Origin of the sequence: Pseudomonas sp. 43A (assembly GCF_013363935.1) — a bacterium.
GTDB classification, from domain to species: domain Bacteria; phylum Pseudomonadota; class Gammaproteobacteria; order Pseudomonadales; family Pseudomonadaceae; genus Aquipseudomonas; species Aquipseudomonas crudilactis.
In genome coordinates this window covers 425,780-445,646 of the sequence record NZ_CP054880.1, presented here as the reverse complement: position 1 = coordinate 445,646, position 19,867 = coordinate 425,780, and the positions used below count along the sequence as shown (strand labels likewise).

Here is a 19,867-nt window from a genome sequence, read left to right as displayed (position 1 = left end):
GTGCGCTGGAAGGGTGCTTTGCACGGGCCGCCCTTCCAACACTTCAAAGCATAGCAACGGCCTCAGGGTTTGCTGGGGCTTGCAGCGTTCGTTCGTCCGCTTTCCCAACCGCCGCCCAAGGCAAGGAACAAATCGATCTGGCTCATCGCAACCTGGGTGTTGGCGGCGGCCAGTTGCGCGGTGACATCGGTGTAGGTCCGGGTCGCTTGCAGGTCGGCGAGAAACGACTCGCGGCCGGCCTGGAAGAAGCGGTGGGTCTGGTCTGCTGCCAGTTTCGCCGACTGCTCGGCGTCGGCCAGCGCATCGCGGCGCTGCAACAGGGCGCTGTATTGGGCCAGACCGGTCTGGGTTTCGCGAATGGCGTTGAGCACCACGCCGTCGAAGTGCGCCAGTGCGCCTTGGGTCGCCGCTTCTGCCTCGCGGATTCGCGCACGAGCGCCGTTGGTCGGCACCTTCCAGCTCAGCGACGGGCCAAAGCCCCAGCGGTTGGTCGACGGATCACCCAAGTCATCGATAAGACCAACAGTGCCGATGGTCGCGCCGATACTGATGTCCGGATACAACTCGCCAGTGGCGACGCCGATCCCGGCGGTCGAAGCGGCCAGACGACGTTCGGCCTGGCGAATGTCCGGGCGACGTTTGAGCAGCGCAGCACCATCACCGACTGGCACCAATTGGGCGATTTTCGGCAACTCGGCGCAGGTCGCGGTACCGGCGGGCAACTGATCAACCGGTTTCGCCAGCAACATCGACAAACGGAACAGCCCGGCCTGACGCGCGGCTTCATAACGCGGCAAGTCGGCGCGCAGGGATTTGAACTGGGTTTGCGAACGGGTGACCTGGGTTTCGTCACCACGACCGGCGTCACGCAGTCGCTGGATCAGCGTGGTGCTTTGCGACTGCAGGTCCAGGGAATGCTCGGCGATTTCCCGTTCTTCGTTGGCCGCGCAGACTTGGGTGTAAGCACGCACGACGTCTGCCACCAAGGTGATCCGCGCCGTGTCTGCCGCGGCCTGGGTCGCGTCGGCATTGGCCTTCGCGCCCTCGATGCCACGCTGCAAGGTGCCCCACAGATCGAACTGATAAGAAGCGCTGATGCCGATGTCGCCGACGTTATCGACCGGGACTTTTTCCGGCAGCAAGAATGCCTGACCAGACTCTTGCAAACGCTGCGCGCCCATCTTCACACCTGCGCTCCAGCCACCCGCTGCTTCGGCCTCATCGACCTGAGCCCGCGCCCGTTGCAGGTTCGCCGCCGCCACGCGCAGATCGGTGTTGGAGGCCATGGCCTGCTGCACCAGTTGATCCAGCCGCGCATCCTTATAAAGACGCCACCAATCCGCCGGCACCGGCGCCGAGACCACCGGTTTTCCGGCAACCGCCAGCTCACCCTGAAAATCCTTGCGCTGAACCGCCGCATCCTCAGGCACCTGATAGTCCGGCCCGACCATCTGACAGGCCGAGAGCATCACGCCCAACCCGGCGATCATCAGCGCCCTGCTCATTGCGCGGGCTCCTGTTTACGCTCGTCGCGTGGCTGATCGTCGATGATCGAAACGGTGGCAGTGCGCCCGGCGATCATGCGGAAATCTTCCGGCACATCATCAAAGGCAATCCGCACCGGAATCCGCTGTGCCAGCCGCACCCAGCTGAACGCCGGGTTGACATTCGGCAGCAAATTGCTGCCACTGCTGCGGTCGCGGTCTTCGATACCGGCAACGATGCTTTCGACATGCCCGCGCAGCTTGGCGCGGTCACCGATCACGCGGATATCCACCGACTGGCCGACATGAATGCCGTCAAGTTTGGTCTCTTCGAAGTAGCCGTCGATATGGAACGAGTTGCTGTCGACCACCGACAACACCGGACGTCCGGCGGTGACGAATTCCTGCGGACGCGGCGCGCGGTCGTTGACATAGCCGTCCACCGGGCTGCGAATCACTGAGCGGTCGAGGTTGAGCTGAGCGCTGTCCACCGTGACCATGGCTTCGGCCAGCGCCGATTGCGCGCGGGCGACCTTCGACTGGCTTTCTTCCAGTTGCTCGGCCGGCACCAGATTGCCGAGGCCACGGTTACGCTTGGCTTCACGCTGGGCCTGAGCGAGGGTTTCTTCGCGATCAGCCACAGCCGCTTTGGCCTGACGCAAGGCCAGTTTGAAGCGATCCTGGTCGATGCTGAACAGCACCTGGCCGCGCTTGATCAACTGGTTGTCTTTCACTTCAACCTGCTGGATCAACCCGGACACATCCGGGGCGATCTGGATAATGTCAGCGCGAATGTGGCCGTCGCGGGTCCATGGCGCAAACATGTAATACATCACCATGCGCCAGACGAGGACAACGGCAAAAGTCACGATCAGCAGGGTCAGTACCACGCGACCGATGGTCAAAAACGGTTTTTTCATGTCATCAGGTATCGACTGAGTGAGTCCACGCCGTACAGAAGTACCGCGTAGAGCGCCACGTTGAACAATGCCCGGTGCCAGACCAGACGGTAAAAGTGCACGCGCGTAAGCACGGCATGCACCAGCAAAAACAGCACATAAGTGATGCCCATCAACACCAGCAGGGTCGGCAGGAAAATGCCGCTGATGTCCAGATCACCGATCATAGGGGCGCTCCATCGGGCAGCGGTTCTTCGGAGTCGGCACTGGAGACGAATTCGACGCCGGGCAACAACGCCAGACGCAAACCGCTCAAGGCGTGCAACAGGTTCAGACGGGTTTCATCGTCGCCGTGGCCATTGAGTGCGCGACGGGTACGGTCGAGGGTCATCAACAACGGCGCTGGCGCCGGCAAGCGTTCGCCGGCCTTGAGGCAGGCGCGGAAATACTCGCCGACTTCACTGACCACTTGCTGCAACAGCGCGTTCGGCGCACCCGTCACCCGTGGGGTATAGGCGAGTAAATCGAGCAGGTTCAGGCCGACGCGCACTTCGCGCATCGCGATGCCGGTGTCCTGGCCGGTGAGGGCCAGACGCGGCAAGTGCTGCATCAGTCGATCGAGCAACTGCACGCCCAATTTGCGGTGTTCGGCAAGGTTGGCCGGTTCGGTCATGTGGACGATGTCTTTCCAGCTGAAGCGGGTCAGGCGTTTGGCCGCCAGTTCGGCGCCGAACGGGCGTGCGACCAGCGTCCAGATAAACGCGAACAACAGCCCTAACGGACCCGCCAGGTTGGAGTTCACGAAGGCAAAAAAGTCCGCGTCATAAGCCCCCTGAATACTGATGAACGAGGAGGTGTTGACCAGCGTCAGCAGCATGCCGAGGAAGAACCGCGGCTGTACCGTCAACGTGCCGACGCAGATGAACGGGATGGAAAAGGCCAGCACCAGCATCGGGAAATCATGCAGGTTGGGCAGAATCAAAAACAGATAAAGGCTGGCGAACAACACCGACATACCGGTCCAGAAAAAGAACCGGTAAATCTGCGGTGCCGGGTCGTCCATCGAGGCAAAAAAGCTACAGGCCACCGCGGCGAGAATCACCGCGCTGCCGCCGTCCGGCCAGCCGAGCAGAATCCACAGCACCGAGGCGGTAATGATCGCCAGAACGGTCGAGGCCGCCGAGTAGAGCATCAGCCCTCGATCGATAAACGGTGTCAGCCGACCTAGGCGCCAGTGGCGATAGACCGCGCGCCAGCTGTCCTGGCGCTCGCAGAGAATCGCGTCCTGCAGACTGCGGCAGTCCTGCCATAAATCGATGAATTCGCCGAGGCGATAAATCGAGTTGGAGAACAGCAGTTGTTTGCGGTCTTCCAGTGCTTCGGCACTCGGTTGCAGGGCTTCGAGCTGATCTTTCAGCGCTTGCCAGCGGTCGAGATCGGCGTCCTGATGAGCGAGCCATTCGCGGGTCGCGGCCAGCAGCGGCTCGAACTTTTCCACCAGTTCCGGCGTGCGCCGCTCGAGGGCATAGAGCGAATCTTCCAGCGCATCGATCACCGGTAATAGATGAATCATTCGCCCGCGCAGTTCTTTGGTGTTGCGCACGGTTTGCGGTAGTGCGCCTTCGTGGGGCAACTGGCCGATCATCAATTCGAGACTGTTGAAGTTGGCAACCATGGCCATGCGCAGCGCAGTGACTTCTTCGGGCTGCACGTCGCGGCTGAGGAATTTCAGGCTATAGGTCGTTGCGTCGGCGAACCACTTGCTCACGGCATCGTTGAACACCGGGGCCAGACGGCGTGGCCAGAACATCGCGCCGACCACGGCGGCAACGGCGATGCCGAGGAAAATCTCTTCGGTGCGCGCTTCCGCCACATCCCACACGGCCAGCGGGTTATCCACCACCGGCAAGGCGATCAGCGGCAGGGTGTAACCGGCGAGCATCAATGCGTAGTTGTTGGCCGTGCGCAGTTGCAGGGACATGAACAACAGAATCCCCGTCCACAATGCGATGACCACCACCAGCACATACGGACTCTGCACGAACATCGGCACGAAAAAAACCGCTGCTGCCGCACCGAGAAAAGTACCGATGGCACGGTACAACGCCTTGGAACTGGTCGGCCCGAGAAACGGGCTGGAAACGATGTAAACCGTGGCCATCGCCCAATACGGACGCGGCATTTGCATGAGCAAGGCGATGTACAGCGCGATCATCGACGCTGCAAAAGTCCGCACCCCGTAGAACCAGTCACGGGCCGGCGGAATGCCAGAGAAAAAACCGTTCAAGAATTGATCACCACAGGCGGGTTGGCCGCCTCAAAAGCTCTGAGTACCCGAAGCGTAGCTTCCAGATCGCTTTGCTCGATGCCTTCGAGCACCTCGTGACGCAAGCGCACCAGTTCGATCTCCACCGCCTGCACCAGTTCACGCCCGGTATCGGTCAGGCTAAGGCATTTGGCGCGGCGATCCTGGGCATCTTCGGTGCGGCAGACGTAGCCGGAATGACACAACTGATCGAGCAGACGCACCAGCGACGGACTCTCCATCCCGGCCGCCTGCGCCACCTGCACCTGGCGCACGCCCTCGCCCAAGCGACCGATCATCAACAGCGGCACGGCGCAGGCTTCGGAGATTCCGTAGTTGACCAGCGTGGTCTGGCAGATCTTCCGCCAATGCCTGGCGGCCACCACCATGGCACTGCTGATGTTCATCTGGAGAGCGTCGAGATCGTTCGGCACGGGGGTAATGCACACTGTTAGTTTGCTAACTATCAATATCGCATTGGAGGGGAATTTCAGTCAAGTTTTGAAACAAATTGCCTGTTCAGGGTTAGCCTACCGAATCGAAATCACCCGCTATCTGCTCAATGAAATCGAAAACCTCCTCCGGCACGCTGAACTGGAACTGCTTACGTCGATGCTTTGAAACTTTGTCACCGTTGTCCAGACACATCATTACCAGTTTCGAGAGGTCGCTCCCCCGTACGTCAAAACGCCCATTCACCTCTTTGATGACGTAGTCGTATTTTTCAAGAAACTCGGTCTCCTCGCGCAGCTCCACTTCCAATGCTCGCAAGGCCATCTGCAAGGTAAATTCTGCACATTGAGTCCCGTCCCAGAATCGATAGATTGAGTCGTGCCCAATAAAATCGAAAGCCATCTGATCAGCGTCCAGCCAAGTGACATTCCAGAACTCTCTTGCTGGTTTCGAGAACTCCTTTAACGCTTCGAGATAGCCAGACTCTTCGTGTTTCATCGCTACGGAAACCGGTAACAACAAACCATTTTTTAGAGCGCCAGAGTGGCAAAGCGTCTGGTGAATCAGGAAACGTGAAAGTCGACCATTGCCATCCATGAACGGGTGAAGAAAGACAAACCCGAAAGCCACAACCGCTGCAGCTGTCAACGGATCAACCTGCTTGGCTGAGTGATTGGCAAAACTCATCAACTCGTCCATCAACTCCCTGCACAATTGCGGTGGAGGCGGGACATAGCTGACGCCAGCTGCGCCTCTCAAGCCGTTGTGTAAATGGTTCTGTTCATGACGGAAAAGCACAGCTTTATCGAAAGGATTGGAAACCGTACTGTTCTGCAACTCGACCAAATAGTCTTCGCTCAACTCTGTTCGCTCATGGGCTTGGCGGAGAAGCCGAACAAAACGTCGCGACTTTTCTTCGTTGGGCTCTTCTTTCTCAATGGCGAAAGAATCGCGGGTCTCATGCAGATAGGCCCAATTGATTGCCCGATCCATCATTTCCGGCGGCAACGTCGCCATAAAAGCCTGGGCTCGACCAAGGATGTCCAGATCAAGCAGCGCCTGCAGCTCCGTCGTACGCTCGACTGTGGCGCAGTAACGCATTGACCCCAACCCGTTAAAATCTACCCGCCAACGACTATTTCGAATTGCAGGCCCGGTGACATAACGCTTGGGATCAAACAAAGCGACAACGTTGCCCCGAACCGGTACGGAATATTCCAGCTGTTTGCCCGTGAAACTTTCCCAAAGAAAACAGGCCTTGCGGATAAATACCCCGTTAGGTGATCGGCTCAACTCACCTAGCAACTCGTCCGCTTCAACGGTTTCAAGCGCCTGAGCAAGAATGCACAGGTTTATTCCCTCATGCTTCAGAGCAAACAAGATGTGCTCAAGTGTCGAACCCTGTGCCGGCGCGACGCCGTTTGGAACCGCTAGACACTCACCGATCAAGGTAATCCGGGTAACCGGTTTGATCATCGCAATGCGCTTGGGGACAAATGCATTAAGCTTCAGCGCATCACGCAGGTGGGCATATCCAACAGTTGGCATCGTCATCGTCCACATAAAAAATTCACTGCGACGATTAAAGCCCAGTTTTTTTTACACCGCGCATGTTTTTTTTACATTTCAGCCTTTTCCTACAATTTTTTTTACATGCTTCTGCCCTTTCGCAACAACACATCCAACTGATCCACCACCTCCGCCCAGTCGGCGTCATCCAGAATCTCGTCCCGTAAAAACTGCGACTGGCTCTCCGTCCAAAAAAACGCATCAGCCAAATGCAGGTCGGGTTTGAGCGGGGAATGGGTGGCAATGAATTGGTCGATGCTGGTCGGGTCGTTGTCCAGGCCGAGTTGTTTGAACAGGGATGGGAGACTGTGGGTTGGTTGCTCCATTGCTGAGCTCCTTCAAAAATGGGGTGTGTGGAAGATTATTCGCGAGCAGGCTCGCTCCCACAGGGGAATGCGATCAACCTGTGGGAGCGAGCCTGCTCGCGAAGGCCTCAGTGCCGGCACCACAAAACCTAATCACTCAACTCCCGCACCTCGGCATGCGGCACCATTTTCAGAAACTCCGGCATGCTCATGTGCAGCAGATAGTTGTGGTTGCCCGCCTCCAGGTAAATATCCTTCTGCCGGGTCAGCAGCGGGTCGATGACCATGTCGAGCCCGTAGGAATCGCCCAGCGGCGGCACCGCGCCGCGTTCGCAGTCGTCAAAGATGTGCGCCAGATTGCTTTCGCGGGTCAGTTGCCATTCGCCACTGAGGCGCACCTTGCTCAGGTCAAGGTGACGACTGGCCGGCAGCACGGCCATCAGGTAGTGCCCGTGGTGGTCGTCGAGGATGATCGATTTGGCCACGCGCTCGGCGGGCACCCCGGCGACTCGTGCGGTTTCCAGGCTGCTCGATGAATGCCGGTGGGCGACGATGTCGTATTCGCAGTGCGCCCGGGTCAGGCTGCTTTGCACCTTTTTTGCCATTCGCATGATGCACCTCGGTGTCGCGCGGAAGGTTGTTGCTGTGTTTTTGAGTCTAGTTCGGCGGGCCGCTGGCGAAGGGAAATCCGCTCACCGGACACATCCGCACATTGATCAAAATTCATCCAGCCCAACCCTCAACTAGACTGAAAGAACCCGCCACTGACGCTCATGGAGAGTCACGTGAACAGCCGATGTTGTGCCTTCGCCCTGCTCCTGCTGACAAGCGCATCCGCACTCGCCGCCGACACCTCATTGCCAGCCATGAGCCCGGTAGGTCTGTGGCTGATCACGCTGGGTATCGTGTTCCTGATCGCCGAAGCCGCACTGCCCAATTACGGCGTCATCGGCCTGGGCGGGATCATCATGTTCGTCATCGGCGCGCTGATCCTCAGCAACGCCGAACTGCCGGTGCCGATGATGATCGGCCTCGGTCTGATCAGCGCCCTTCTGTTGATCGCGCTGCTGATCCGCGCCCTGAAAACCCGACCGCGCCACGCCGTCAGTGGCGACGCCGGCCTGCTCGGCAGTGTGACCGCAATCACCACGGTGCAACCGGACGATGCCCGCAACGGCTGGGTGCAACTGCAAGGCGAACGCTGGCAAGTGCTCAGCGCCACCCCGCTGCAAACCGGGCAATCGGTGCGCGTGGTCGGGCGCAAGGGATTGTTGCTGCAAGTGGCCGCGACTGACGCGGCGCCGCTCGGAGAGTGATCATGGGTCTGCAAATCGGTTTTGTTGCGCTGCTGTTACTGGTCATCGCTTTGGCCGGTTCGACGTTTCGCATCCTGCGCGAATACGAGCGCGGCGTGGTGTTCCAGCTCGGCCGTTTCTGGCAGGTCAAAGGCCCCGGTTTGATTCTGTTGATTCCGGTGGTGCAGCAAATGGTCCGGGTTGACCTGCGCACGGTCGTGCTCGATGTGCCGCCGCAGGACGTGATCACCCGCGACAACGTGTCGGTGAAGGTCAACGCCGTGCTGTACTTCCGCGTGCTCGACCCGCAGAAGGCGATTATTCAGGTTGAAGATTATCTGTCAGCCACCAGCCAATTGGCGCAAACCACCCTGCGCGCCGTGCTCGGCAAGCACGAACTGGATGAACTGTTGGCCGAACGCGAGCAGTTGAACATCGACATTCAGCAAGTGCTCGACGCGCAGACCGATGCCTGGGGCATCAAGGTCGCCAACGTCGAGATCAAGCATGTCGACCTCAACGAATCGATGGTTCGCGCCATCGCCAAACAGGCCGAAGCCGAGCGCGAGCGGCGAGCCAAGGTGATCCACGCCGAAGGCGAGTTGCAGGCGTCGGAAAAACTCATGCAGGCAGCGGAAATGCTCGGTCGCCAGCCCGGCGCGATGCAGTTGCGTTATATGCAGACCTTGAGTTCGATTGCCGGTGACAAGAGTTCGACGATTGTCTTCCCGTTGCCGATCGAGTTGCTCAAGGGCATGGCGGATTTGTCCGGCAAGTCATGAAGCAAACGCAGTGGCACTCAGGCGAAGTTTTTCCAGCGCTTCATAGGGCGCACGGGTGCAGTTGTGCACGCGCGTTTGCAACAGCGCCGAAGCCTCGCGGCGTTTGTCTTCGGCATCGGCAACGAACACTTGTGAAGGCTGTTTCGCATGCTGTGCGGTCGCTGTAAATACTTGCTGGCGCTGCGCTTCGTTCAAGCGGAAAAACCGCGCCAGACGACCGGCCATCGCCTCGGGCAGCTCGCTGTAATTCACCAGCAATCCCGCCGAATCCCGGCAATGCATCCACCCCGCCTCAAGCAACCGCCCCAGACGCCGGGCAATGAAATCTTCGCGCCCCTCAAACGGCAAGCCATCCTCCAGCACACAGTCGCCGAGCATCCCCGGCACCATGTGCATGCCCGGCCGGCGCAGATGGGAAACGGCAATTTCCAAAGGGTCGCGATAAAGAAACAGCCACGGCGTATCGGGGAAACATTCCTGTAGCAGCGGCCACTCACCAATGTTCCAGGCATCGAGCTTGATCACCAACCGTTGCTCAATGCCGCAACGGCGCTGCCCGTACGCAGAAAGCAATCCGCGAAGGGCGGCACGCCGTGCGCTTTCGGGTAAATCACTGCGTAATAGCGCATCGAGTGGCGGCGGCTCGGAGACCACGATGTGGTCATCGAGCCGCGCGAGCATCTGACTGATCAATGTCGAACCACAGCGCGAGGCGTGCAGAATGAATGCACTCGGCGCGAGCCCGGGGCTTTGCGCCTGCCAATCGCTCAGTGCCGACAGCGGCGTCTGCCGTCGAAAAGCCTGATTGAACGGCAGCCGCAGCGCATCCTCCACCGCCTCGCGAAAAAATGGTTGATGCAACGGCGTGTCACCGAACCAGCACCAATCCACCTGCCACTGCCCGGCGACCGGCCAGACCCGAATCGGCAACCAGCCGTCGAAGTTCAAGCGCTCCATTGTTCGTTCCACTGTCGCCGCCCGTTGCGCATTGCCGCGCGCAATTGCTCGCGGGAAAACCCCAGGCCACGTTCAGCGGCGAGTGCCAGCGTCCGGCTGATGAAGGCTTCTGGGTCGTGCAACGTCTGCAAGGCCTGCGACAGCGCAGCGTCCTCCGCGACCAGTGTCTGAAAGCATTGCAACGCGGTATCGGCCAAAACCGGCGCAGGTGTGCTCGGCAAGCCTTCGGTGATCATCTGCGCAAGCCAGGTACCGGGCCGGCAGTCGATGACCAGATGAACCCGCGCCGAGGTATCACGGTTATCCACGCGGTGCGGGCGAGCGAGATCGAGAAACCAGCATTCGCCTGCCTGCATGGGCATGCGTTGGCCGTCGAGCCAGAAATCGACGTGCGCTGGACTGAGCAACGGAATATGCAGGCGCACATCGGCCTGCAGGCCCTCCAGATCGTAATCGCGATGCTCATGGATTTGCCCGCCCGGGCCCAGGCGCAGCAGCCGGGCGCTGACGATATCCAGCGACAGATTGCGCAGCCCCTGTCGCCAGCGCTCATCCCGCAGCCAAGGCGCGCGTTGCAGCGGTACGCCGCGACCGGGCGACAACTCGGTCAGCGCATCGGCCGCTGAAATCAGCGCGACACCGCTCCAGTCACCCGAGAAATACTCAGCATTGAAGTGACTGCGCCAAGCGTCGTCGGCAATCGCCTCCAGTGCTTGCAACAGCAGCGGCAAATCCACCGTCACCGGCAGGCGCGCAAACGCCGGCCGGTTCATGGTTGCACCCTGACCTCACGGTGCCGGAGCATGCGCCACCACCGGCACGGAGATATCCCCCGCCGCCCACGCCGACTCACGATTGGCCAACGCGGTGGCGATCGACTGCACTTCGGTCGACTGCACCTGATCCGGCAGCGGATCGAGGCCGGCACTGGCGAAGATCTGGCCGTAGGCATTGCGCAGATCGGCGTACGACAGATCGCGGCGCAGGTCTGCTTGCAGGTTGTTCAGCTCGCCCTGAATCAGGTCCAGCTCACCGATCCCGGCAGCCTGATGGCGGTTGCGCAACTGACCGACGATCTGCCCGTCGATGTCCGACAGTTGCTGGTTAGTCTTGAACTGCCGCAGCGCCTCCTGGTAATTGGCGTTGGCCACGTAGAGCTGCGCCAGCACCGCGATCGACATCGCCTGACGCCGCGCCGTGGCAACTTCTTCGCCGGCCTTGGCGACGTTGATGGCGGCCGGGGCGGAGATCACGTTGAACAGGTTCCAGGTGACTTTGACGCCGTAGTCGGCCCAGCCCTGTTCGACGAGGAACGAGTTGCTGTCGTAATGCCCGCCAGCCGAGAACTCCAGACCCGGCAGCAAACGCAGCATGGCCTTGCGGGTTTCGGCGGCACTGATGCGCGTCTGGTAATCCTGCTCGCGCAGTTCCGGGCGGCTGGTCAGCGCTTCTTGTTCGAGTTTGGCCAGACCGACCTTGAGCTCGGGAATCTGATAACCGTCATCGGTTGCCAGCGTCAGTTGGGTGCCCAGTGGCAGGTTGATCAGCGTCGCCAGTTCGGTTTTCGCCAGCGACAAGGCGCGACGCTGCTCTTCCAGTTGCCGGGTCGCTTCGATCAGCGAGCGCTGGTAACCAAGCGACTGCACCGGATCGCCAATGCGTTGATCGCTCAGGGTCTGGCTGTTGTCGCGGGCGGTCTGCACCCGCGCCATCAGGCTGTCGATCTGCTTGAGCAGACGTTCGGCGGCCATCGCTCGCCAGTAGGCCGAGCGCACGTCCTGGACGATGGTGTTGATCACTTTGCGGCGCCGTTCCTGAACGATCAGGCGTTGGTCGCCCTGCTGTTTGGCGCTGATGTAGCTGACGCCGAAGTCGAGGACGTTCCAGACCATGGTCAGGTCGGCGACGTCACGGTCACGATCCTGCGAGGTCGACGGTTCCAGAGACTGGGTGCCGGTGCGTACGCTCTGGCTGCTGGAGGCGTTGACGTTGTTGCGCCCGACGTAACCGGCGTCCAGCGCCATGCGCGGCAGCATGTCGAAACTGGCGAGGTCGAGCTGCCGCTTGGCCAGCGCTTCCTCCATGATCTTCAAGCGGCCTTCGAGGTTGTACTTCACGGCGCGGGCCATGGCCTGGTGCAGGGTCAACGGACCGCGCAGCGGTTCCTGATCCTTGTACATGCCTTGCAGATCGCTTTTGGCACGCTGTTCACTGACGCTGCGCTCAATCGGTTCACTGGTCACTGCACATCCGCTGATCGCCAGCGCCAGCAGGCTGGCGCCGAACAACTTCTGACTTTTCTTCATCCCTGGATCGCCCCTAGGTCCCGCACAGTGTTGAGTTATGGTTTTTTCAGGCCGATATTTCGCTGATACCGACCTGTTGCAACGCCGCCGCCAGGTTGTCGACCCGGTGTTGCTCGCTGTCTTTGAGTTCTTGCAATTGCTGGCCCAGCGTCGGTGCGCCAAACACGCCGCGCAGGCCTTGAGAAATGTCGCCGGTCTTAAGTGAGTGACTGCCAAATGCGTTCAGCGAATCGCGCTCGGCGCCGCTGTTCTGGTTGAACAGGCTCGACAGCGTGCTGCTACCGAAGACGCCGCCATCGCCGCCGCCAAAACCGAGGAAGCCATGACCGGAACCATCACCCGCGTTGTCACTGCTGGCGAACACCTGAGCAATAAAGCTCGGGCTCAAAGCGCCGTGATTGATGAAAATATCGCCCAGCGGGCGAATGCCGTTGCCGATCACCCGTTGCTCGAACAGCGGAGCAAAGGTCAGCGGGGAGCCGAGATCGCCGGTCGGCGCGGTGAAGATGATCGGTTGCAGCGGCAAGCTCGGTGGCGGTGGTGGCACCACCGGGTCGCTGCTGCGAATCAAAGGATCGGGAATGACCACACTGATTGGCGCAGTGGGCGGCGTCGGTGGAACGACTAGCGGCACCGTGTTGATCGCGTAATTGTTCGAACTGCTGACGCCGCTGCCGCTGTTGCCTGACAGATCGCTGACCCCGGCACTGTTGACGCTGATGGCATTGCTGGCGCTGTTGACGTTGGCATTCGGCGTCAGGGTCGCGGTCCAGGTTTTGCCGCCGTCGCTGCTGCTCAGATTGGACAGAGTGCCGTTGCCGACATTGATGTCCGCCAGATCAAAACCACTGACCGCCTCATTGAAGGTGATGGTCACTGGCGAGGTCTGGCCGAGGCCGAGGTTCGGATTGGCAATCACCACCGTCGCCGTTGGCCGTTCGCTGTCGAGCGCATAGTTGTTCGACACCGCCACCGTGCTGCCGACGTTACCGGCCAGGTCAGTGACGTTGCTGGTGTCCAGCGCGATGAAATTGCTCGGGTCGTTGACGTTGGCGGTCGGCGTGAAGGTCGCGGTCCAGGTCTTGCCGCCATCACTGCTGCTGAGGTTGCTCAGATCACCGTTGGTCACGCTCAGGTCGGACAAGTCGAAATTGCTCACCGCCTCGCTGAAAGTAAAGGTCACCGTGGTGGTCTGGCCGATGCCCAGATGCGGATTGGCGACTACGATGTCCACGGTTGGCCGGGTCGCATCCAGCGCGTAATTGTTGGAGATGGCGATGCTGGCGCCAAGGTTGCCGGCCAGATCCTGCACACCGGCGGTGTCGACGATGATCAGGTTGGTTGCATCGTTGACGTTGACGGTCGGTGTCAACGTGGCGGTCCAGGTGATGCCGCCATCGCTGCTGGTCAGGTTCGCCAGTGTGCCGTTGGCGACGCTGATGTCCGACAGATCGAAACCGCTGACCGCTTCACTGAAAGTGATAGTGACCGTGGTGGTTTCACCGATGCCCAGGCGATTGTCGGCGACCACAATGGTCGCGGTCGGCAACGCCGTATCGATGGCGAAATTGTTCGAATCGGTGGTGCCGACGCCGCTGTTGCCGGAGGCGTTGGTCACGCCGCTGTTGTCGAGGGTGATCAGGTTGCTGGTGTCGGTGATGTTGGCGGTCGGCGTGAACGTCGCGGTCCAGGTGATGCCGCCGTCGCTGGATGCCACGTTGCTCAACGTGCCGTTGGCGATAGTCAGGTCGGCGTTGCTGAAACCGCTGACCGCCTCGCTGAAGGTAATGGTCACCGCCGAGGTTTCACCGGCCTTGAGCGAGGTGTCCGCAACGACGATGGTCGCCGTCGGCACTTCGGTCTGTACCGCATAGTTCGCCGAGTTGGTGGTGCCGGTGCCGGCATTGCCGGCCAGATCGCTGATGCCAGCGTTGTTCAGCACGATCAGGTTGGTGGCATCACTGACGCCGATGGTCGGCGTGAACGTTGCGGTCCAGGTGATGCCGCCGTCGCTCGACGAGACGTTGCTGAGTGCGCCGTTGGCGACGCTCAGGTCAGAGTTATCGAAGCCGCTGACCGCCTCACTGAAGGTGATCGTGACGAGCGCGGTTTCACCCGGGCGCAGATCGGTGTCACTGATGACGATGGTGGCGGTCGGACGCTGGCTGTCGATGACGTAGTTGGCCGAGTCGGTGGTACCGCTGCCGGTGTTGCCCGCGATGTCAGTGATGCCGGTGTTGTCCAGGGTGATGATGTTGCTGGTGTCGGTGATGCCCGCCGACGGCGTAAACGTCGCCGTGTAGGTGATGTTGTCCGACGTGCTCAGCCCGGAGAGCGTGCCGTTGGCCACGGTCAGATCGGCCAGAGTCAAACCGCTCACGGCCTCGCTGAAGGTGATGGTCACGGTGGTGGTCTGACCGACGCCCAGTGCCGAGTCGGCAAGTGCAATGGTTGCCGTTGGGCGTTGGGTGTCGATGGCGTAGTTGTTGGAGTTGGTGGTGCCGTTGCCCGCGTTGCCGGAGGCGTTTTGCACGCCGCTGTTGTCGAGGGTGATCAGGTTGGAGGCGTCGGTGATGTTGCTGGTTGGCGTGAACGTCGCCGTCCAGGTGATGCCGCCGTCGCTGCTGCTCACCGCAGTGAGTGTCCCGTTGGCGATGGTCAGGTCGGCATTGTTGAAACCGGTGACGGCTTCGCTGAAGGTGATGGTCACCGTCGTCGTCTCACCAATCGTCAGGCTGTTGTCAGCGACGACGATGGTCGCGGTTGGCGCCACCGTGTTGATGGTGAAGTTGCCCGAGTTGGTCGTGCCCGTGCCGGCGTTGCCGGCCAGGTCAGCGATCCCGGTGTTGGCCAGGGTGATGATATTGCTGGTGTCGTTGACCCCCACGGTCGGCGTGAACGTCGCTGTCCAGGTGATGCCGCCGTCCGCACTACTGACCGCCGTCAGCGTGCCGTTGGGGACGGTCAGGTCGGCGTTGGTGAAACCGCTGATCGCTTCGCTGAAGGTGATGGTCACCAGCGAGGTTTCGCCGGCGCTCAGGGCAGGATCGGCCATCACAATGGTCGCCGTCGGACGCTGGGTGTCGATGCTGTAATTGTTCGAATCGGTGGTGCCGCTGCCAGCGTTGCCGGCCAGGTCGGCGACGCCGGTGTTGTCCAGTGTCACCAGATTGGTGGCATCGGTGATGTTCGCGCTCGGCGTAAACGTCGCCGTCCAGGTAATCCCGCCATCCGCGCTGCTGACAGCTGTCAGGGTGCCGTTGGCGATGCTCAGGTCGGCGTTGGTGAAACCGCTCACCGCTTCGCTGAAGGTGATGGTCACCAGCGAGGTGTCGCCGATCTTCAAGGTGTTTTGCGCAAACACTACGGTGGCGGTCGGCCGCACGGTGTCGATCGCGTAATTGTTCGAGTCGGTGGTGCCAGTGCCGGCGTTGCCCGCCAGATCCGCGACCCCGCTGTTATTCAGGGTGATCAGGTTGGTGGCGTCGGTGATGCTGCTGGTCGGCGTGAAAGTCGCCGTCCAGGTGATGCCGCCATCAGCGCTGCTGACTGTGCTCAGCGTACCGTTGGCAATGCTCAGATCGGCGTTGGTGAAGCCGCTGACGGCCTCGCTGAAAGTGATGGTGACCAGCGAGGTTTCGCCGATTTTAAGCGCGGTATCGGCGACCACGATGGTTGCCGTCGGTCGTGCGGTGTCGATCGCGTAGTTGTTGGAGTTGGTGCTGCCAGTGCCGGCGTTGCCGGACAGGTCATTGACCCCGGTATTGTCCAGAGTGATCAGGTTGGTGGTGTCGGTGACGCTCGTGGTTGGCGTCAGCGTGGCGGTCCAGGTAATGCCGCCATCGCTGCTGCTCAGTCCGGTCAAGGTGCCGTTGGCCACCGTCAGGTCGGCGGCGGTGAAGCCGCTCACCGCTTCGCTGAAGGTGATGGTCACCACAGAGGTTTCGCCTGCCGCGAGATTGGTGTCGGCAACGACAATGGTCGCTGTCGGTCGCACGGTGTCGACTACATAATTGGCCGAATCGGTGGTGCCGCTGCCGGCGTTGCCGGCCAGATCCGCTACCCCGGTGTTGTCCAGGGTAATCAGGTTGGTGGCATCGGTAATGCTCGCGTTCGGGGTGAACGTCGCCGTCCAGGTGATGCCGCCGTCGGCGCTGCTGACGTTGGTCAGCGTACCGTTGGCAATGGTCAGGTCGGCGTTGGTGAAACCGCTCACTGCCTCGCTGAACGTGATGGTCACCAGCGAGGTGTCGCCGATTTTCAGGGCAGTGTCTGCCATCACGATGGTTGCGGTCGGTCGCTGAGTATCGATGACGTAATTGTTGGAGTTGGTAGTGCCGACGCCTGCCACGCTGTCGGAGACTGCCGTCACCCCGGTGTTGTCGAGGGTGATGAGGTTGGTGGTGTCAGTGATGTTGTTGGTCGGCGTAAAGGTTGCCGTCCAGGTGATACCGCCGTCGGCGCTGGACACATTGGTCAGCGTGCCGTTGGCAATGGTCAGGTCAGCGTTGGTAAAACCGTTTACGGCGCGGCTGAAGGTGATGGTCACCAGCGAGGTTTCGCCGATTTTCAGCGCGGTGTCGGCGACCACGATGGTGGCGGTCGGCGGTTCGACGTAAGCAGTATTGAGGGTGCCGCCGTTGTTGTAGATCCCCACCAGTGCGCTCGGCGTCGTGCCGGTCGAACCACCGTTGGAAAGCCCACCGGCACCGCTGGCAGCGCCGTTGCCGCTGATCGCGGCGAAGTTGCTCGCGGTGATCAGCACCACACCGCCGTTGTTCCAGATCGCCCCGACGCCGCGACCGCCGGCACCGCCATCGGCACCGTTGCTGCCGACCCCACCGCCACCACCACCGCCGCCGCCGGCAGCAATGTTGTTGCTGATGACCGAGGTGCCGATGACTTTCAGGGTGCCGCTCGCAGCGTTGTAGATACCGCCCGCCGCATTGCCGCCAACACCGCCGACTTTGTCCCAACCGGAACCGCCACCGCCGCCGCCAATCGACAGGCTGCCGTTGCTCGCCGAACCACCATTGCCACCATGACTATAACCGGCACCGGCGCTGCCGCCATTGCCGCCCACGCCACCGGTGCTGGTGCCGCCGCGCCCGCCCATGTCGGTCGGGCTGTAACCGCCGCCATAACCGCCGGCATTGGCACTGCCTGCGCCCCCGGCATAAGTGCCTGTACCCGGGCCGGACGAACCGCCATGGCCACCGGTCTGGCCACCGATACCCGCACCGCCGCCACCGCCACCGCCGACATAACCGCCGGTTACACCCCCGCCGCCACCACCGCCGGAAGCGGCGTTCGCGGTCACAGTGACGTTGTTCAGGGTAAGAATGCCGGCGTTGAAAATGCCGCCGCCCATGGCGCCCGCCGCCGCCGAGCCGCCGTTACCTCCGTTGCCGGCGACCAGGCCTTTGGTGATTACCAGGCCGTCGAGGGTCACGGTGCTGCCGGAGGTGACTTCCACCACGCGGGTTTTGTACTGACCATCGAGGGTCACGTCGGCCACGCCGTCGTTGTTCAGGTCGCCATCGACGGTGATGTTCTTGTTGATCAGCAGCTCGGAAGTGAGCTGCACGGTCATGCCGGAACTGAACGTGACGATATCGCCGTTCTGCGCCGAGGCCAGCGCCGCGCGCAGCGAGCCGACGCCCGAGTTGAGGTTGTTGGTCGCGGTCCAGGTGGCCAGGCCCCACTGGTACTCGCTCATGGCTTTGCTCGACAGCACGTTGGCGCTTTCGATGGTGCCGGTGGCGATCTCCAGATCCCAGTCGCCACCTACGCCTGTGCGGTTGTTCGAAGCGGCCACATCACGCCCGGTCAACTGCGCCAGCGAGTCGACGAAACTCAAGCCGCGATCACCTTCAGCGGTGTAGCAGCCGTAAATCAGGATATCGCCGCCAGCGTTCATGTCCTTGCCGATTTCCGCGAGAACCACGCTGCGTTGAGCGACGTGGTCTGCCGACAGATAACTGTTGCCCAGCCACAAATCACCGGCATTGCCGTGGGCAATGATCTGCACCGAGCTGACGCCGTGATGTTGATCGAGGAAGTCGGCGATCTGCTGCAAACCATCCTTGCTGGCGTCGAGTTTCACCACTTGCGTGCCGGGAGCAATGCCTTGCAGCAGACTGTCGGCATCCTTCACCCGCGAATCGACGAACACCACACTCTGACCGGGCACCGCGACCGGGCTGGCCGCCGGCGTGGCATCAGCCTGGCCGTGGGTGTCCTTGCTCGCTACGGGATGGTCAGCCACCGGCGCCTTGGCCGCCTCGGCCGCGGTGGGCGCATGGCTGTCGGCTTGCGCAGCGGTATCGGCCACGGTGGCAGCCACCGCGCCGTCGAACAGCATGCGCGGCTCCAGCGACATGATCATCGGCGCGGCCAGCGAACGCTGACCTGCGGTTGCCCGAGACTTGACCTTTGCACCGCCAAAAATGCTCCACCACATGTTGCTCACCCGAACTCGAACGAAGGTACGTAAGGCATCAATGAAAAACGCCGCGATCAACTGATCGCGGCGTCGGACTTCATACGAATGACATTGGCGGCGCTGGCTGAGCCATCGAGCCAAAAGGACAAATCAGCGTATTGCTTGAACAGGTCGGGCGGCAGAATGGTGCGCCGTGACTGCAAGGCCACTTTCGGTTTGACCTTGTGCAGGCCAGCCAGGCCAAGGCCCTGGTCGAACTCCGGCGCGTCATAGGCCAGATGCTCGAAATCGTGCTCGAACCAAGGCTCGCCAATGAACTCGTAGACCAGCCGCAACACGCGCTCAGGCGCCTGGGTCAGCAAGTCGTAATCGATGATCAGCAATGAGTCGGCTTGCTCGCCGTAATAGGCTTCCTTGAGCGCGGCCCAGGCAAAACCCACCAGGCGATTGCGCTGAGCCAGGGTTTCGCAACGGCTGTACACCGTGTTGCGCTCAACGGCATCGCCAAACAGTTTGGTGTTTTCAAAGGGATTGGCGCGGTACAGCCGCTCGAGGCTGTCCATCACCCAGGCGACGTTGCGCACGCAGGCAATCACTTTAGCCTGGGGAAACAGGTCGTTGAGTGCCGGCAGACGCGAACTCCACTGCCGGTTGGTATCGAACACCACCGGTTTGTCGGCCTTGTCGGCATAGTAGGCGTCGAACAGACCACGCAACAGGCGACGGCGCATGTCGGTGTCGATCACCGCACCGTACTCGCTGCCGGCGCTGCATTGTTCGAGGACACTGGAGAACAGCGATCCGACCGGGCTGGTCATGCCGGCGTGAAAGCGCGGGTTCTGCAGAAGAATCGCAGAAAGCAGGGTGGAGCCTGAACGCGGCAAGCCGGAGATAAAGTGGAACTGCTGCAATCCCTTCACCCTGATCTAAAGTCCCTTTGTCCGACAAAGCGTAGTCCAACAACCACCCTGCGACTAGTAGTGTTTTGATATCAACCAAGAGCAAAAAGAACTAATAAGTTAATTTTTAATCGCGAATTTTAAGGTGAAACGTTTTAGTCTGACCCG

General features: G+C 61.0%; 15 protein-coding genes. 2 read left to right on the top strand and 13 right to left on the bottom strand.

What is annotated here, in order from left to right; translation table 11 throughout:
* Window positions 1-62: 62 nt before the first annotated feature.
* The 8 genes from HUW52_RS01935 to HUW52_RS01900 all read right to left on the bottom strand — a co-directional run bounded on the left by HUW52_RS01935 (window position 63) and on the right by HUW52_RS01900 (window position 7,626).
* On the bottom strand, window positions 63-1,505 hold the full coding sequence (locus HUW52_RS01935; protein ID WP_175552838.1) for an efflux transporter outer membrane subunit: 1,443 nt from the start codon (window positions 1,503-1,505) through the stop codon (window positions 63-65).
* Window positions 1,502-2,404, bottom strand: a complete 903-nt coding sequence (locus HUW52_RS01930) for an HlyD family secretion protein (protein WP_175552837.1) — start codon at window positions 2,402-2,404, stop codon at window positions 1,502-1,504. The genes HUW52_RS01935 and HUW52_RS01930 overlap by 4 nt, the downstream gene beginning before the upstream one ends.
* Entirely contained in the window at window positions 2,401-2,610 is a 210-nt protein-coding gene (locus HUW52_RS01925) for a DUF1656 domain-containing protein (protein ID WP_007917703.1), read from the bottom strand. Before HUW52_RS01925 ends, HUW52_RS01930 begins: the two co-directional genes overlap by 4 nt.
* Window positions 2,607-4,670, bottom strand: a complete 2,064-nt coding sequence (locus tag HUW52_RS01920) for an FUSC family protein (RefSeq protein ID WP_175552836.1) — start codon at window positions 4,668-4,670, stop codon at window positions 2,607-2,609. The genes HUW52_RS01925 and HUW52_RS01920 overlap by 4 nt, the downstream gene beginning before the upstream one ends.
* Complete coding sequence (locus HUW52_RS01915) at window positions 4,667-5,095, bottom strand: MarR family winged helix-turn-helix transcriptional regulator (RefSeq protein ID WP_175552835.1); 429 nt, start codon at window positions 5,093-5,095, stop codon at window positions 4,667-4,669. Before HUW52_RS01915 ends, HUW52_RS01920 begins: the two co-directional genes overlap by 4 nt.
* A 118-nt stretch (window positions 5,096-5,213) precedes the next feature.
* Window positions 5,214-6,704: a Fic family protein gene (locus HUW52_RS01910; protein ID WP_016983938.1), complete on the bottom strand. Its 1,491-nt coding sequence runs from the start codon at window positions 6,702-6,704 to the stop codon at window positions 5,214-5,216.
* An 86-nt stretch (window positions 6,705-6,790) separates the two neighbouring features.
* Window positions 6,791-7,036, bottom strand: a complete 246-nt coding sequence (locus tag HUW52_RS01905; protein WP_175552834.1) for a DUF2789 domain-containing protein — start codon at window positions 7,034-7,036, stop codon at window positions 6,791-6,793.
* Between the two features lie 128 nt (window positions 7,037-7,164).
* A complete protein-coding gene (locus HUW52_RS01900) occupies window positions 7,165-7,626 on the bottom strand; it encodes an aminoacyl-tRNA deacylase (protein ID WP_016983937.1) in 462 nt (153 codons plus the stop codon).
* 174 nt (window positions 7,627-7,800) lie between these two features.
* Here HUW52_RS01900 and HUW52_RS01895 point away from each other — a divergent pair, with 174 nt between their 5' ends.
* Window positions 7,801-8,331: an NfeD family protein gene (locus HUW52_RS01895; protein WP_175552833.1), complete on the top strand. Its 531-nt coding sequence runs from the start codon at window positions 7,801-7,803 to the stop codon at window positions 8,329-8,331.
* A 2-nt stretch (window positions 8,332-8,333) separates the two neighbouring features.
* On the top strand, window positions 8,334-9,092 hold the full coding sequence (locus tag HUW52_RS01890; RefSeq protein ID WP_007917711.1) for a slipin family protein: 759 nt from the start codon (window positions 8,334-8,336) through the stop codon (window positions 9,090-9,092).
* Here HUW52_RS01890 and HUW52_RS01885 read toward each other — a convergent pair.
* From HUW52_RS01885 to HUW52_RS01865, 5 genes are read right to left on the bottom strand one after another with little or no spacing between them, the layout of a single operon-like run.
* On the bottom strand, window positions 9,087-10,049 hold the full coding sequence (locus HUW52_RS01885; RefSeq protein WP_175552832.1) for a sulfotransferase family protein: 963 nt from the start codon (window positions 10,047-10,049) through the stop codon (window positions 9,087-9,089). The two genes, HUW52_RS01890 and HUW52_RS01885, sit on opposite strands and share 6 nt — an antisense overlap.
* The gene (locus HUW52_RS01880) at window positions 10,037-10,822 is read right to left on the bottom strand and encodes an aspartyl/asparaginyl beta-hydroxylase domain-containing protein (protein WP_175552831.1); all 786 of its coding nucleotides are present in this window, start codon (window positions 10,820-10,822) and stop codon (window positions 10,037-10,039) included. Before HUW52_RS01880 ends, HUW52_RS01885 begins: the two co-directional genes overlap by 13 nt.
* 15 nt (window positions 10,823-10,837) lie before the next feature.
* Window positions 10,838-12,355, bottom strand: coding sequence for a TolC family protein (locus HUW52_RS01875; protein WP_175552830.1), 1,518 nt, complete (start codon window positions 12,353-12,355; stop codon window positions 10,838-10,840).
* Between the two features lie 46 nt (window positions 12,356-12,401).
* Window positions 12,402-18,818, bottom strand: a complete 6,417-nt coding sequence (locus HUW52_RS01870) for an Ig-like domain-containing protein (RefSeq protein WP_175552829.1) — start codon at window positions 18,816-18,818, stop codon at window positions 12,402-12,404.
* 56 nt (window positions 18,819-18,874) lie between these two features.
* Window positions 18,875-19,720 (bottom strand): sulfotransferase, encoded by an 846-nt coding sequence (locus HUW52_RS01865; RefSeq protein ID WP_175552828.1) that lies wholly within the window; start codon window positions 19,718-19,720, stop codon window positions 18,875-18,877.
* Between the last annotated feature and the right edge of the window lie 147 nt (window positions 19,721-19,867).